This window comes from Mesorhizobium sp. CO1-1-11, from assembly GCF_020164995.1.
Classification (GTDB): domain Bacteria; phylum Pseudomonadota; class Alphaproteobacteria; order Rhizobiales; family Rhizobiaceae; genus Mesorhizobium; species Mesorhizobium australicum.
Genome location: NZ_JAIUHE010000031.1, coordinates 14,478 through 29,911, shown reverse-complemented (window position 1 = coordinate 29,911; position 15,434 = coordinate 14,478). Strand labels below are relative to the sequence as shown.

The window sequence follows — 15,434 nt, the reverse complement described above, 5'->3', positions numbered from 1 at the left end:
GGAGAAGGAAGAAACTCACCCCTGCCACACACCCTCTTTCCTGAGATCTTCCATCGTGCGCGAAATGCCCTCGCGCAAGATGCCGACCATGTCGTCGATCTGCTCGCGCGTGATGACGAGCGGCGGCGACATAACGCACATGTTGATCAGCGGCCGCACCAGCAGGCCAAGCTCGTGGCAGTGGGCGTCGATGCGTTTGCCGACATCCTTGTCGAGCTGCAGCGGATCCTTGCTTTCGCGATCGGCGACGCATTCGACACAGCCCATCAGCCCGACGCCGCGCACTTCGCCGACCAGCGGCAGCTCATCCAGCGTCTTCAATTGCGCCTGAAAATAGGGCGCGACCTCGAGCGTATGCGCAAGCACGCTTTCTTCCAGCAGGTCGAGATTTTTCAAGGCCACGGCACAGCCGACAGGGTGGCTGGTGTAGGTCAGGCCGTGGCCGAACATCGCGTCGGGATGGTTGGAACGGCGTAATTCCTCCAGCAGCCGCTCCGAGATGATGACGCCGCCAAGCGGGAAATAACCCGAGGTGACGCCCTTCGCAAAAGTGATCATGTCGGGGTCGATGCCGAACACGTCGCCCGAGGCAAAGACATGGCCCAGACGTCCGAAGCCCGTCACCACCTCGTCGGAGATATAAAGAATATCCTTGTCGCGGCAGATCTCGCGAATGCGCCTGAGATAGCCGTCCGGCGGAATGATGACGCCGCCGGACGCCTGTATGGGTTCGCCGACGAACGCGCCTATTCTGTCGGCGCCGACACGCGCGACCGTGTCGCGGAACTGGTCGACAAGGAAATCGGTGAAGGCGGCGATGCTCATGCCTTTCGGCCGGCGGAACGGGTCGGGGGAGGCGAGCTTGACCACCAGTTCGTCGGCGCCATCCATCCAGTCGCGGTCGCGCGGACGGCCATTGAGCGAGGCCGAGAGATAGGTCGAGCCATGATAGGCGCCGCCACGGCTCAGGATCAGCTTCTTTTCCGGCCGGCCGCGCACATTGTTGTAGAACTGCATGAAGCGCAGCGCCGTCTCGACCGCCGAGGAACCGCCCGTGGTGTAGAAGACGTGGCTGAGGTCGCCTGGAGCATAGCCGGCGATGCGCTTGGCAAGCTCCGCCGACGGCGCGTTCATCGTGTACCAGGGCGTGTTGTAGGACAGCGCCATCGCCTGGTCGTACATCACCCTGGCGAGTTCCTCGCGACGATGCCCGACATTGACGCACCACATGCCGGCCGGGCCGTCGATCAGCCGCTTGCCGGTGCTGTCGGTAATGTAGATGCCATCGCCCTCGCCGATCAGCGCGCGCGCCTCCGAACCGACGGAACCGGCGTAGGGCCAGGGCTGGATGAGATGACGCTTGGCCAGCTCGACCGCATCGTCGCCGCCAGAGCCAGCCGTTTCGCGTGCCTTCAGGTCCCTCACAGCCGCCATTATCGCCTCCACATCATCCCCGAATTTTCCGGGCATCAATCCGGTTCGCCACGGCCGAAATCGCCGCCCCGCTCGCATGGTTTTGAATGTCCGTTCAATCAATATTGCAGAATTAGCGCTTGATTTCAATCCGCGGATGCGCGCATGATGAAAGAAAGCCGGCAAGGGGAACAATAGCCGGCGCCAGCCCAATGGGATGCCGTATGGCGGGACAGTCCAGACCAGCAATCGAGATCACACCCGGAGCCCGTCCCCCCGGAGTCTGGCAATGACAGTGGCTGCGGAAGGGTCGCCCTCGTTGGGCCTGACGCGGGCCAGACGAAATGCCTTTCGGCAATCCGAGCCTGTACAAGGCTTTGCCCTGATCAGCCCGACCTTTCTCTACGCTCTCATCCTTCTGGTCCTGCCGATCCTGGTGGTCATCGCCCATTCCTTCTGGACGCAGCACTACCTGACCATCTACCGCACCTTCACGCTGGAAAACTATCGCGTCGCACTGACCGAGCCGATCTACCGCGATCTGTTGTGGCGCTCGCTCTACATCTCGCTGACGGTCAGCCTGTTCACCGTCGTCCTCGCCTACCCGATCGCCTATTTCATTTCCTTCCATGGCGGCCGTCACAAGAGCCTGTGGCTGTTCCTCATCACCATCCCGTTCTGGACCAGCTATCTCTTGCGCGTGATGTCGTGGAAGGTCATCCTGGGCTATAACGGCGTCTTGAATTCCGGCCTGATGGGTCTGGGCATCATCGACGAACCGTCGACCGCCCTGCTCTACAATTCGAGCGCCGTCATCATCACGCTCACCCATGCCTGGGCGGCCTTCGCCATCCTGCCGATTTTCGTGTCCCTGGAGAAGGTCGACCGCACGCTGGTCGAAGCGGCCACCGACCTTGGCGATGGGCCCTTCCGGTCGTTCCTGCGCGTGACCTTGCCGCTGTCTGCGCCAGGCATCATTTCCGCGGCGCTGATCGTCATGATCCCGACGGTCGGCGACTATGTCACGCCAAAGCTCGTCGGCGGCAAGGACGGGGTCATGATTGCCAATGCCATCCAAGCGCAGTTCGGCAAGGCCGCCAACTGGCCGCTCGGTGCCGCACTTTCGGTCACCACCATGCTGATCGTCTCCCTGATGGCCAGCGCCACGGTGCTGATCATCCGCGGCTTGCAAAGGATGGCGCGATGAAGGCGCGGCGCTTCCTGCCGGGCGGCTGGCTGTCGGCCTATGCGTTCCTCTATATCGTCTTCCTCTATCTGCCCGTCATCTTCCTGCCGATCTTCTCGGTCAACACGGCGGCGACGCCGAAATTCCCGCTGACCGGCTTCACCTTGCAATGGTACGAAGACCTGCCGCGCACGCCGGCGCTGCTCGACGCCGCCTGGAACAGCCTGATCGTCGGCGTCTCGGCGGCCATCCTCTCCACCGTACTCGGCATCCTCGCCGCCCGCTCGATCACCCGCTACCGCTATCCCGGCCGCCGCGCCATCAACGGTCTGATCATGGCCCCGCTTGTGCTGCCCGAAGTGATCGTCGCCATCTCGATGCTGCTGGTGATGCTGCAGTTGGGTCTCGGTCTTTCGCTGTTCACCGTCGTGCTCGGCCACGTCCTGGTCTGCATTCCCTATTCGATGACGGTGCTGACTTCCGGCTTCGAGGGTTTCGACCGCAGTCTCGAGGAAGCCTCCGCCGATCTCGGCGAAAGCGCCTTCGGCACTTTCCGGCGCGTGACGCTGCCGATGGTGGCGCCGGCGATCATTTCCAGCCTGCTGGTCTGCTTCACCATCTCGCTGGACGAATTCATCATCGCCTTCTTCCTCACCGGCACCGAGGCGACGCTGCCGATCTACATCTGGGGCCAGTTGCGTTTCGCCTCGAAACTGCCCGGCGTACTGGCGCTCGGCACGCTGCTTTTGGTTGCCTCTTTCCTGTTGATGACAATCGCCGAAATCCTGCGTCGCCGCGCGGCCAGACGCACCCAGAACGAGGGAGGCCTCTATGCCTGAGCAGCCGCGGATCGAGCGCCCTCACGCGGACGGGATCCAATCCGAAAGAGCGATGATCGAGATCCGCAATGTCACCCGCAGCTATGGGGCGTTCAAGGCGCTGGACGACGCCTCCCTGACCATCAGGGAAGGCGAGTTCTTCTCGCTGCTCGGGCCGTCGGGCTGCGGCAAGACCACGCTCTTGCGCATGATCGCCGGCTTCGACAATCCGACCAGCGGCTCGATCGCGGTTGGCGGCCAGCCCATGGAAGGCATACCGGCCAATCGCCGGCCGACAAACATGGTGTTCCAGAGCTACGCGATCTTCCCGCACCTCAATGTCGAGCAGAATGTCGCCTACGGACTGAAGCGGTTGAAGCTGCAGGGTGGCGAAGAGAAGCGCCGGGTCGAGGAGGCGCTTGCGCAGGTCTCGCTCACCGGCCTCGGCAAGCGGCTTGCCACGGAGCTTTCCGGCGGCCAGCGGCAGCGTGTGGCGCTCGCCCGCGCCCTGGTGATGCAACCTAAGGTGCTTTTGCTCGACGAGCCGCTGTCGGCGCTCGACAAGAAGCTGCGCGAGCAGATGCAGGTCGAACTGCGCCGCTTGCAGCAGGCCGTCGGCATTACCTTCGTCCTGGTCACCCACGATCAGTATGAAGCGCTCGCAATGTCCGACCGCATCGCCGTGATGTTCGGCGGCAAGATCGCGCAGGTCGCCTCCCCGAAGGAAATCTACCAGCGCCCGGTAAACCGCCAGGTCGCCGACTTCCTTGGCGGCATGAATTTCGTCAAGGCCGAGATCGTCGAGGAGGACGGCGCCTCGCTGATCGTCGACACGCTGGGTTTCGGCCGTATCAAGACCGACAAGCCGAAGGCTTTCGTGCGCAATGGCGGCGGCGCGACGCTCGGCATCCGACCGGAGCGCCTGCGCGTGCTGTGGGACAACGCGACAGCCAAGTTCGAGGTCGCCGGCAAGGTGGTGGAACGCCACTATTTCGGCGAGATCACCCATCTGATCGTCGAAATCCCTGGCCTGGAGAAGCCGCTCTCGGTGACCGAGACCAACGATTTCGGCGCCGATGACATTCCAGTCGGCACCTCGATCCGCCTCGCCTATGATCCGGAAGCGCTGGTCACGATGGCCGACTGAACTCCGGCGATGATCCTGCCTGCCGCGATACGCCCGGCCACGATCGCGCCCTCGACATAGCCCGGGAATGACGGCGACAATTCCGACGACGCGAAATGCACCGGCGGTGCGCCGGCAAGGATGGCGCGCTCGGCACCCCTCGCCGACACATCGACGATCAGGTCGCTATAGGCACCGCCGCTCCAGCGATCATGCGTCCAGTCACGGCGGTTGAAATCGAGAACATCCGCCGCCTCCGCACCGAGCGCCTCCACAAGCTTCGTCGTCACCTGTGTCCGCAGATCCGACTCGCCGAGTTCGTGCCAGCGCAGCGCCAGCGGTCCGCCAATGAAGACGACAAGTGCCGCATGATCGGGATCCCTGCTGGCGTCGCAGGCAAACAGCCCCGGCAGATCGCGCCACATCACCATCCCGCTCAAATCCCGCTCGCGCCAGAATGGCTTGGGATAGCGCACCAGGACCTTGATCACCGCGCCGCTTTCCCAGGCGCCGAGCGCCGTTTCCAGGGCTGCCGGCAAGGCGGGCGTAAAATCGAGCTTCGAGGCTGTCGCCGGCGGCACGGCGACCAGAACTTCTCGCGCTTCGATCACGCTATTGCTCGAGACAACACGAACCCATGGCGGACCGTATTCGATGCTGGTGACAGGCTCACCGAGCCTCACCCGGTCGCCGAGGTCCTCCGCCAGGTCATCGGCCAACGACTGCATGGTCTCGCGCAGGGAATATTGCAGCTCCGGCACCTCGTTGGTGATACGCCGGTCATTGTCGATCAGATACCAGAGCGGCACCTTCTCCAACGCCAGGCACCACAGGCCCTCGATCATCGACCGGAAGGCCGCCTTGGCCTCGCCCACGTCATCCTGCCGCTCCAGCCACTCGGCAACGGTCGATCCCGCAATGGCGGGATCGTTGGGCTCGATGCTGTTCATGCGTTCGCGGATCGCCATCGAGGCGTGATAGGTCCGCTCGGCCCGGCCGACCGACATTGACGGGCAAGTGATGAAATCGCCCTCGACATAGGTCTCGACGAAGGTCTTGCCGCGAGCCTGGGCCAGTTCCATCAGCTGCGGCATGTCCTCGCACAGGAACTGGCCGCCGCTGTCGATGCGCTCGCCAAGCCCGTTCCACATGGCCTCGACCCGCCCGCCGACGCGGTCGCGTGCCTCGAGCAGCAGGAAGCCGACGCCGGCCCTCTTCAACTCGAGCGCCGCCGACAGGCCGGTGAAGCCGGCGCCGACGATGACGACGTCGGTTCTTTCTGTCTTGTCGTTCAATAGCCAGCCTTGATCTTCTCGAACTCGTCGATCATGCGCTTCTTCAACTCGGGCGCGACAGGCTGCTGGAACAGGGTCTTGTCGAGGAATTTGTCGAGATTGTCGAAGCCGCGGTCGGCCAGCACCTTGTGGTCGATATCAGCCATCCCGGCGCCGTTGCCGTGGCCGTAGCCGAAGGTCTTGACCATATAGTCGGACACGCCGGGCGCATTGACGGCGCTGAGGAAATCATAGGCCTGATCGAGTTTGCCTGGCGCATCCTTTATCAGCACATAGCCGCACACCCAGGTCGAAATCCCTTCCTTGGTCTCGCGGTTCATGGCGATCGGCAGGCCTTGTCCCTTCAGTGTCACGAAGGTTTCGTTCCAGCCCCAGACGAGATCGACCTCGTTGCCGATAAAGGCCTGGTTGAGGTCGGTGTCGTCGGTCCAGTAGAAACGGATGTTCTTGTGCACGTCGCGCAGGAAAGCGGACGCCTGCTTGAACTGGTCGTCGGTCATCTTGGTCCAGTCCTTGAGACCGATGACCAGGCTCGCCAAGGCATAGGCGTCGTCGACATTGTCACCGATGGTGACGCGCCCTTTGAACCGCGGATCGGCGAAAATCTTGAGCGACTGTGCCTGATCGGCCGTCACCTTGTCGGAGCGATAGAGCAGCGAGGTGTTGCCCCAGTCGAATGGCATGAACCAGGCCTTGCCGTCGGCGGTGACGGCGAGATCCTTCATCGCCATGATACCGGGATTGAGATCCTTCCAGCCGGCGATCCTGGACGTGTCGAGCGGCTGCAGCATGCCGGCCTCGCGCCATTTCACCACGCTTTGCGAGCAGGGATGCGCGATATCGGCCTTGAAACCTGCCCGCATCTTCTCGAACGCCTCGTCCTCGTCGCCGAAGAAAGCAAAGGTCGGCTCGGCGCCATATTTGGCAGTGTAGGCTGGGTGCAGCAGCGGATCCTCATAGCCCGACCAGTCGAACACGACGAGGTCGCCGCCGCCTTCGGCGAGCGCGTAAACCGCGCCGGCACCGAGCGCACAGGCAGCGGCGATGACAAGGCGGCGAAGCACGGAATTCATGGCGCGAAAAACTCCCCCATCGCGAAAGATGTCGAGAGCGAAGTTAGGCAAATTCAAGCGCTTTGGCGAGCCCATCCGCCGATGCTGCCGGCGGACGGATGGGCACGATAGACAACGGCTCAATAGCCGGCTTTGATCTTCTCGAACTCGGCGATCATCTTGAGCTTGAGATCGGACGGGAGCGGCTGCTGGAACAGCGTCTTGTCGACGAATTTCTGCACGTCGTCATAGCCCTTTTCCTTCAGGATGGCCTGATCGACGCCGGCCATGCCCTTGGCGTTGGCCTGGCCGTAGCCCCAGTCCTTGACCAGCACCTTGGCGGTCTCCGGATCGTTGACCGCGTTGAGATAGTCATAGGCCTTGTCGGTATTGCCGGGCGCATCCTTGAACAGCACGTAGCCGCACACCCACGTCGAGATGCCTTCCGCCGCGTCCTTCTTAGACTTGATCGGCACGCCGGCAGCGACCGACTGTACGGTCGCATCGTTCCAGGCCCAGGCGAGATCGACTTCGCCGCCGCTCAGAAGCTGGACGACGTCGGTGGTATCGGTCCAGTAGGAGCGCACGTTCTTGTGCACCTGGCGCAGGAAGTCGGAGGCCTGCTTGAACTGGTCGTCGGTCATCTTGGTCCAGTCCTTCAGGCCGATGGCAAGGCTCGCCAGCGCATAGGCATCGTCGACATTGTCGCCGATCGAAACGCGGCCCTTGAACTTCGGATCGGCGAACGCCTTCAGCGACTGCACGTCCTTTTCGTCGATCTTGGAGGAGTTGTAGGTAAGCTGCGTGTTGCCCCAGTCCCAGGGCATGAACCAGGCTTTCCCGTCCTCGGTCGTGGCGAGATTTTTCATCGCCATAATGCCGGGATTGAGGTCCTTCCAGCCCGTGATCTTCGAGGTATCGAGCGGTTGCAGCAGGCCCGCCTCGCGCCACTTCGTCACGCTCTGCGAGCAGGGATGGCCAAGGTCGGCTTTGAAGCCGGAACGGACCTTTTCGAACGCCTCGTCCTCATCGCCGAAGAAGGCAAAGGTCGGCGAATCGCCGTTTTTCTCGACATATTTCGGGTGGAAGCTCGGATCCTCATAGCCTGACCAGTCGAACACGATCAGATCCTTGTCGGCCGCGATCGCCAGCGCCGCGGCCGAAGCCGCCAGTGTTCCCGCCAGCGCGAGCGTCAGCGTCAGGCGCCTTGTCAGTGTCTTCATTGCTGTTCCATCCTCTGCGGTTTCTTATGGTTTCGTCTCTTCTTATGATCTCGTTGGGCTGGCGGCCTTCAGCGGGTAGTGTTTCGGAAAAGCCGCCGACAGGAATTCATTGGCCGCCTGCAAGGAGGTCTCCCGCGTGGTGTCCTCGGTTCCCATCATCAACCGCAGCCACAAGCCTTCCAGCATGGCGCTGAGCGCCAGCGCCATGACCTGCGGCTCATAGGCGTAGCCGCCGCTCTGTTTCAGAGCCGCGCACAGGTCGATGAATATATTCTGGTAAACGGCATCCCGCGCGCTGCTCAGCGCCTGGTAGGTCGGCCGCGACTTGGCCTCTCCCCAGAAGGCGCACCATGCGGCAAGCTTGCGCTTGTTGCAGATGGAGCGGTCGAAATCGGCCGCGACGAGAACCTGGAGTTGACGCGCGGGATCGTCTCCTGCCTTTTGCAAGGCATTGCGCCAGTGCGCGGAATACTCGTCGTACATATATTGCAGCGTCGCGACGAGCAGCTTTTCCTTGCTCTCGAAATGGAAATTGACGATGCCGCGCGATAGGCCGGCGCCGTCGGCGACATCGGCCATCGTCGTTTCCGAATAGCCGCGCTTGGCGAGCGAATCGATCGTCGCCTCGATGAGCTGAAGCTGCCTGACCTCCTTCGAGGCCTTGCGCCCGCGCTTCTCGGATTCGGCTTTCCGCGCCGGTTCAAGAAGCGCGTCCCTGGCGTCTGCCGTTTTCATGCGTGTGATGGTCTCCAGCATCGCCGGCTATCCCTTTGCATCCGGCTTCCACCCGCGAAGATGAGTGGGACGGTGCTCGCACTGTCAAGCACCTTCTGCATGGCCTCCCAGCTCATGATGGCGGCCTCGTCATATTCCGGGGTGGCGTCTGCCATTCAAATCATCAGCCTCGGTTCCCAATGGACGGATTACTGGGTTCGAACGTCGGCAAAGCGTAACTCATGTCCGGAAAAACGCAATATCATTTGTTGAACATTCATTCAGTATGGCTGGACACAATGGCTGGTGCCGTGCCAAATTCCACGCATTAGGGGGCAGATCACGCAGAAATGAAGAGCGGGACGCAGATGAGCACTGGGCCACAATGAAAGCTTGGGATGCGATCATAATCGGCGGCGGACACAACGGCCTGGTCAACGCCTGTTACCTGCAGCGCGCCGGCCTCGACGTGCTGGTTGCGGAGAAGAACGACTGGGTCGGAGGCGCCGCCACAAGTAGGGAACTGACGCCGGGCTTCCTCTACTCCAACTGCTCCTACGTCTGCTCGCTGTTCCGACCCGAGATCATGCGCGATCTGGAGCTCCCCCGCTTCGGCCTGCAAGTCATCTCCTATGAGGGCGGCGCGGTGTTCACCCGGGATGGCGATTACCTCGCCAACTATCGCGACCACGACGCGCACCGGCGGGAATTCGCTCGTTTCTCCAAAAGGGACGCCGAGGCCTATGACCGCTACGCCCGCGACGTGACGCGGCAGTGCCGCTTCATCCAGCCGCTGTTGATGCGCACCGCGCCGGATCCCACCAGTCTGCGCCCGCGCGACCTCGGCGAACTGCTCTATCTCGGCAAGAAATTCGCGGGTCTCTCCGCCGAGGAAATGGCGCTGACGCTGCGCTTCTGGACCATGTCTATCTCTGAGTTCCTCGACGAATATTTCGAGACCGACGTCATCAAGGCGAACTTCGCCCTGTCTGGCATCATCGGCACGGCACTCGGGCCGATGTCGCCCGGCACCGCTTACGTGCTGCTGCACCACTATATGGGCGAGATCGACGGATCGGTCGGCGCCTGGGGCTATGCGCGCGGCGGCATGGGCGCCGTGACCAAGGCGCTGGCCGCCTCGTTCCAGGCCTCGGGTGGAACCATACGCACCGGCGCCGAGGTCGACCATGTGCTGGTGAGCCGTGGCAAGGCCAGGGGCGTCGTGCTGGCCGGCGGCGAGGAGGTTTACGGCAAGCTGGTCGTCTCCAATGCCGACGTGAAGCGCACCTTCCTGAAGCTGGTCGAGGAGAAGGAACTGCCCGACATCTTCCTGCGCCGGGTGAAGAACTTCAAGATTCGCGGATCCTCCGGAAAGGTCAACATAGCACTCGATTCGCTGCCGGAATTCCCGGCGCTGCCGAAGGATTCGCCGGTCTATCGCGGCGACATGCATTTCACCGACTCGATGGAGCGCATGGAGCGCGCCTATGACGACTGGAAGGCCGGCCGCTGGTCCGCCGATCCGTTCCTCGACATGGTCATCCCGACGACGCTCGACCCGACCATGGCGCCGCCAGGGAAGCATTTCATGAGCTGCTTCGTGCAGTACGCTCCGCCCAAGATCGCTGGTCGCGAGTGGACGGACGTCGATCGTGACGGTTTTGCTGAAAGCGTGATTGCGCAGATATCGGACTATTCACCCGGGTTCCGCGACCGCATCGTCCATATGGAGGTGCGCACGCCACGCGAGATCGAGGCCGAGGTCGGCCTCACCGAAGGCAACATCTTTCAGGGCGAGCTGACCTTCGACCAGCTGCTGTTCAACCGCCCGGTGCCCGGTTACGCGCAGTATCGGTCGCCGGTCGGCGGCCTCTATATGTGCGGCTCCTCAACCCATCCCGGCGGCGGCGTCATGGGTGCGCCCGGCCGCAACGCAGCCGCCGAAATCCTGCGCGATCTCGCAAAATCCACCTCGCATATGAGCCCCGCCCATGACGTCATTTGATGCCATCGTCATCGGCGGCGGCCACAACGGGCTTGTCGCTGGCGCCACGCTGGCGAAGGCCGGCCGCAAGGTGCTGGTGCTGGAAGCAGGAGCCGAACCCGGCGGCGCCGCGCGGACCGAGGAATTTGCGCCCGGTTTTCGCGCTTCGTCCATCGCGCATGTGTTGAACCGGCTGCATCCCGATGTGGTGAAAACGCTGGAGCTGGAAAAGCACGGGCTGCAGATCGCCCGCGCCGACTTCCTGCCGTCGGTCGCATTGTCGAAAGATGGACCGCCGCTTGTCCTGCATGGCGCTTATGGCGAGGTGCTGACCGGCGCCAGTTCGTCGGAACAGTCCGCCTGGAAGGAATTGCGCGCACAACTGCTGCGCTATGCCGGCATCCTGAAGCCCTTCCTGTCGCGCCGGCCGCCCGATCTTGGCGGCATGTCGCTGCTGGAGGCCGCTTCGCTCGGCCAGACCGCGGTGGCGCTGAAGAAACTTGGCAAGGAAGACATGCGCGACTTCCTGCGCGTGCTTTTGATGAATGTTGCCGACCTGCTTGACGAACAGCTCGCCGATATCAGGCTGAAGGGGCTGCTCGCCTTCGACGCCACGCTCGGCAGCCATCTCGGCCCGCGCTCGCCGACCTCGCTGCTCGGCCTCTATTATCGTCTGGCCGGAGAGAGCGGCGGTGCTGCCGGAGCGCAATTGCTGCCAAAGGGCGGCATGGGCGCGGTGGTCGCCGCCATCCGCGCAGCTGCCGAAAAGGCTGGCGTCACGATCCGCGCATCGGTGCCCGTCGCCAGGATCATTGTCGAGAAGGACCGCGCCGTCGGCGTTGCCCTCGACAATGGCGAGGAGCTTCGCGCCCGAACGATCGTCTCGGCCATCAATCCGACGACCACCTTCCTCGACCTCGTCGGACCGCGCGAGATCGACACCGGCTTCGTGCGCAAGGTGAAAAACATCCGCATGAGGGGCGATGCCGCCAAGCTCCATCTGGCGCTCGACCGGCCGCCGCGGTTTGCCGGTGTCGACGCCGCCGGCCATAACGGCCGACTGGTGATCGCGTCCTCTCCCGACCACGTCGAGCGTGCCTTCAATCCATCCAAATATGGCGAGTTCTCGCCCGAGCCGGTGATGGAAATTACGCTGCCCAGCCTCGCCGATCCGTCACTCGCGCCCGACGGCGCCTGCGTGCTGTCCGCCGTGGTGCAATACGCACCCTATCGGTTGAAAGAGGGCTGGGATGCCGGCAAGCCGAAATTTCTCGAGGCAATCATGGCCCAGTTGGAAGCCTACGCGCCTGGCATTGGTAAGACCGTGATTCATGCCGAACTGCTCACCCCTGCGGACATCGAGAAGCGCTACCGTATGCCGGGCGGCCATTGGCACCACGGTGAATTGCAGGCCGATCAGATGCTGATCTCGCGTCCCGTCTCCGGTTGGTCGGGCTACGACACGCCGCTCGACGGGTTGTTCCTGGCCGGCGCGGGCTCGCATCCTGGTGGCGGAGTTTCGGGTGCGCCAGGATTGAATGCCGCGCGGCGCGTCATTGCGATGAAGGGGTGACTTGATGTCTCAACTGGCCGACGCTGCACTCCATGGCGCCATCATGACCCATCAAGCCTCCATTCCGTTGACAGCCCGCATCGCAGCCCAATCCCACTTCCGCTCGCTGCGCCTCGGCACGCCGTTCCAGCCGCGCATCGATGCGCTGGCCAAGACCCAGGACTGGTACAATTGGGCCGGTTACCGCGCGCCGCATTCGCTTTGGGACGAGGAGCTCGAATACTTCGCCATCCGCAGTCAGGCAGCACTCTTCGACATCTCGCCGATGACCAAATACCGGATCGAAGGACCGGATGCCCAAGCTTTCCTCGACCGCGTCACCTTGCGCGATGTCACCAAGCTCAGGACCGGCCGCGTTCATTACACCGCTTGGTGTGACGACGAGGGTTTTGTGCTGGACGACGGCACGCTGTTCCGACTTTCGCCGACCCGCTTCCGGCTGTGTTCGCAGGAGCGGCATCTCCCGTGGCTGCTGGACAGCGCCCTTGGTTTCGACGTCATCGTCGAGGAAGAGACCGAGGCCGTCACCGGGCTCGCCTTGCAGGGGCCCACATCCTTCGCTGTGCTGCGCGACGTCGGTTTCGCCGGTGTCGAGAGGCTGAAAATATTCGACCTTGCCGAATTCCCGCATGACGGCGGCACGGCCATCATTTCACGCACCGGCTTTACCGGCGATCTCGGTTACGAACTGTTCGTTCCGGCCGAAAAGGCGCTGAGCCTGTGGGACCGGCTGATGACAGCTGGCGAACTGCGCGGCATCAGGGCGATCGGCTACACCGCCCTCAACCGTGCCCGTCTCGAGGCTGGGCTGATCGTCGCCAATGCCGACTTCACCACCGCCGAACATGCCATCCGCGCCGACCGCTTGCGCATGCCCGACGAGATCGGGCTCGGCTTCATGATTGACCTGAAGAAGGGCCATTTCAATGGCCGCCGCGCCATCCTCGAGGCCCGCGCCAAACGCAAGCTTCGGCATGTCCTCGTCGGACTGGAGATCGAAGGCAACGTCCCGGCCGAACACGCGATCGTCTATCACGGAAAGAGCCAGGAGGTCGGCCTGGTCAGCGCCGCCATGTGGTCGCCGATGGCCAAGCGCAACATCGCCATCGCCTCGCTGGCGCGGCCCTATGGTGATACTGTCGTGGAAGACCTCTGGGTCGAGATCTACGCCATGCGCGAGCTGCGGTACCAGAAGCTGATGAAACGGGCCAAGGTGGTGGCGCGACCTTTCATCAAGCTCGACCGGCGTACCGCCAATCCGCCGGCGGATTTCTGACCATGACCGAGGAAGCGGGCAAGCAGCAGGAAGAAGGTGAAGCCGCCGAACAGTGGGAGCTGGTCAACACGCCGCTCGGCGAGAAATGGTCTGGCCGCACGCGCTATGCCGCCGCCATGTTCTTCTATAAGCGTGGCGAGATGAGCGCCGAGACGCTGGAGGTCTATCGCATTTGCGCTCGGCTCGATGCGGAAAACCCGCTGCCGATCATTCGCGATCGCGGCATCGGCAAGGACTGGCTGAAGCGCATGGGCTTCGAATAAGGCGTCCTAACCTATCGTTCTTTCCAGCATGCTCAGCCAGTTGCGGTAGGCAATCTTTTCGATCAGCGCCCGGCCAAAACCGCGCGCCGCCAGCGCATCGATGAGTTTCGGCAGGCCGGCGACGTCGCCGATGACGGCCGGGATCATGGCGCCGTCGAAATCCGAACCGAGACCGACGCCATCCTCGCCCAAAGCCTGCAGCAGGGAATCGATATGGCGCACCATGATGTCGAGGCTGGTGTCGGCATTCATGCGGCCGTCCTCGCGCAGGAAGCCGGTGGCGAAGTTCAACCCGACCATGCCGCCGGAGTCGCGGATCGCGCCGAGCTGCCAGTCGGTGAGGTTGCGCGAATGGCCGCAGATCGCATGCACGTTGGAATGGGTGGCGACCAGCGGCGCATCGCTAAGCGCCGCGACGTCGCGAAAACCCTTCTCGTTGAGATGCGAGAGATCGATCATGATCCTCAGTTCATTGCAGGCCTTGACCAGCGCCTTGCCGGCATCGGTCAGGCCCGGACCGGTATCCGGCGAGGACGGAAAGCGAAACGGCACGCCGTGACCGAACGCATTGGGCCGGCTCCAGACGATGCCGAGCGAGCGCAGGCCCGCGGCATGCAGTACGTCGAGCATGGTGAGTTCGGGATCGATCGCCTCGACGCCTTCGATGTGGAACACCGCGGCGATCGTGCCTTGCGCCATGGCATTGCGCACATCGTCGGCGCTGCGGCAGATCGCCAATGCGCCGGCGCGCTCCAGCCGGAAGAGGATGGACGCCATCGCAATCGTCGAGTTGAGCGCATCGGCGCGCGGCACCTCGGGCGGCAGCGGCTCGCTGTCGCTCGGCGCCGAAGGCACGGCGCTGCGCCGCGCTTTCTCGACCGGGGGCGGGAAGATGGCGAACATGCCGCCGGCGAATCCGCCAGCCCTGGCGCGCGGCAAGTCGATATGGCCGCCCGATTTCCCTTCGATGAACAGCTTCTCGACGTCCGCGTCTTTCGCCTGGTGCAAACGCAGCAGCGTGTCGTTGTGGCCGTCAAAGACGGGGACGAGGTCTGTTTCGGTCATATGGGGGATCATTCGGTCTGTTTGTCGGCAGGGCGATATATCATATCTAGGCAAGATGTGCCGCCGGGGCAAATTACAAAGCCAACGGGACGGCAATGGCCGCCCGTTTAGCTCTGTTCCTACACATCCGCTTTGTGCTTGCGGGGCTACTGCTTCAGCACATCCGCCCATTCCGGGTGACGGCGGAACTGGGCGTTGGCGAACGGGCAGAGCGGAATGATCTTCTTGCCTGCTGCCCGCGCGTCCTCGACGGCACGGGTGACGAGCCGAAGCCCGGCGCCCTGACCGCGAAAGGCGTCCGGCACTTCGGTGTGGTCGATGATCAGCTGGTGCTCGCCGATTTTGGTGAAGGTCATCTCCGCCTCGGCGCCGCCGGCGCCGCGCAGCACGTAGCGACCCTTGGAGCCGCGATCTTCAAGTTCGATCTCTGGCAATTGATCGGGCAT

General features: G+C 63.1%; 14 protein-coding genes. 7 read left to right on the top strand and 7 right to left on the bottom strand.

The genetic code is table 11. From position 1 onward, the window contains the following. Nucleotides 1-15: 15 nt before the first annotated feature. Complete coding sequence (locus LB554_RS27360; protein WP_224587916.1) at nt 16-1,434, bottom strand: aminotransferase; 1,419 nt, start codon at nt 1,432-1,434, stop codon at nt 16-18. 268 nt (nt 1,435-1,702) lie between these two features. Here LB554_RS27360 and LB554_RS27355 point away from each other — a divergent pair, with 268 nt between their 5' ends. From LB554_RS27355 to LB554_RS27345, 3 genes are read left to right on the top strand one after another with little or no spacing between them, the layout of a single operon-like run. Continuing rightward, nucleotides 1,703-2,620, top strand: coding sequence for an ABC transporter permease (locus LB554_RS27355; RefSeq protein WP_224587915.1), 918 nt, complete (start codon nt 1,703-1,705; stop codon nt 2,618-2,620). Continuing rightward, the gene (locus LB554_RS27350; protein WP_140616749.1) at nt 2,617-3,438 is read left to right on the top strand and encodes an ABC transporter permease; all 822 of its coding nucleotides are present in this window, start codon (nt 2,617-2,619) and stop codon (nt 3,436-3,438) included. The genes LB554_RS27355 and LB554_RS27350 overlap by 4 nt, the downstream gene beginning before the upstream one ends. Before the next feature lie 52 nt (nt 3,439-3,490). Then, nucleotides 3,491-4,564, top strand: coding sequence for an ABC transporter ATP-binding protein (locus LB554_RS27345; RefSeq protein ID WP_224587914.1), 1,074 nt, complete (start codon nt 3,491-3,493; stop codon nt 4,562-4,564). On the opposite strand, the gene LB554_RS27340 is transcribed toward LB554_RS27345, so the two are convergent. The 4 genes from LB554_RS27340 to betI all read right to left on the bottom strand — a co-directional run bounded on the left by LB554_RS27340 (nt 4,528) and on the right by betI (nt 8,869). Further along, entirely contained in the window at nt 4,528-5,838 is a 1,311-nt protein-coding gene (locus LB554_RS27340; RefSeq protein ID WP_224587912.1) for a flavin monoamine oxidase family protein, read from the bottom strand. The two genes, LB554_RS27345 and LB554_RS27340, sit on opposite strands and share 37 nt — an antisense overlap. Beyond that, nucleotides 5,835-6,911 (bottom strand): extracellular solute-binding protein, encoded by a 1,077-nt coding sequence (locus LB554_RS27335; RefSeq protein WP_224587909.1) that lies wholly within the window; start codon nt 6,909-6,911, stop codon nt 5,835-5,837. The genes LB554_RS27340 and LB554_RS27335 overlap by 4 nt, the downstream gene beginning before the upstream one ends. A 119-nt stretch (nt 6,912-7,030) precedes the next feature. Continuing rightward, nucleotides 7,031-8,113: an ABC transporter substrate-binding protein gene (locus LB554_RS27330; protein WP_224587907.1), complete on the bottom strand. Its 1,083-nt coding sequence runs from the start codon at nt 8,111-8,113 to the stop codon at nt 7,031-7,033. 42 nt (nt 8,114-8,155) lie between these two features. Beyond that, complete coding sequence (gene betI / locus LB554_RS27325) at nt 8,156-8,869, bottom strand: transcriptional regulator BetI (protein ID WP_140662953.1); 714 nt, start codon at nt 8,867-8,869, stop codon at nt 8,156-8,158. Between the two features lie 343 nt (nt 8,870-9,212). Here betI and LB554_RS27320 point away from each other — a divergent pair, with 343 nt between their 5' ends. Genes LB554_RS27320 through LB554_RS27305 form a run of 4 tightly spaced genes read left to right on the top strand, consistent with a single transcriptional unit; the run spans nt 9,213 to nt 13,923 of the window. After that, entirely contained in the window at nt 9,213-10,832 is a 1,620-nt protein-coding gene (locus LB554_RS27320; protein WP_224587905.1) for a phytoene desaturase family protein, read from the top strand. Continuing rightward, the gene (locus LB554_RS27315) at nt 10,819-12,384 is read left to right on the top strand and encodes a phytoene desaturase family protein (RefSeq protein WP_224587903.1); all 1,566 of its coding nucleotides are present in this window, start codon (nt 10,819-10,821) and stop codon (nt 12,382-12,384) included. Before LB554_RS27320 ends, LB554_RS27315 begins: the two co-directional genes overlap by 14 nt. 43 nt (nt 12,385-12,427) lie before the next feature. Beyond that, nucleotides 12,428-13,660, top strand: coding sequence for an aminomethyltransferase family protein (locus tag LB554_RS27310; RefSeq protein WP_224587948.1), 1,233 nt, complete (start codon nt 12,428-12,430; stop codon nt 13,658-13,660). A 2-nt stretch (nt 13,661-13,662) separates the two neighbouring features. Continuing rightward, the gene (locus tag LB554_RS27305) at nt 13,663-13,923 is read left to right on the top strand and encodes a hypothetical protein (protein WP_224587901.1); all 261 of its coding nucleotides are present in this window, start codon (nt 13,663-13,665) and stop codon (nt 13,921-13,923) included. Nucleotides 13,924-13,929: 6 nt separating this feature from the next. On the opposite strand, the gene LB554_RS27300 is transcribed toward LB554_RS27305, so the two are convergent. Then, on the bottom strand, nt 13,930-14,988 hold the full coding sequence (locus tag LB554_RS27300; RefSeq protein ID WP_224587899.1) for a dipeptidase: 1,059 nt from the start codon (nt 14,986-14,988) through the stop codon (nt 13,930-13,932). A 146-nt stretch (nt 14,989-15,134) separates the two neighbouring features. Next, entirely contained in the window at nt 15,135-15,434 is a 300-nt protein-coding gene (locus LB554_RS27295) for a GNAT family N-acetyltransferase (protein ID WP_015315410.1), read from the bottom strand.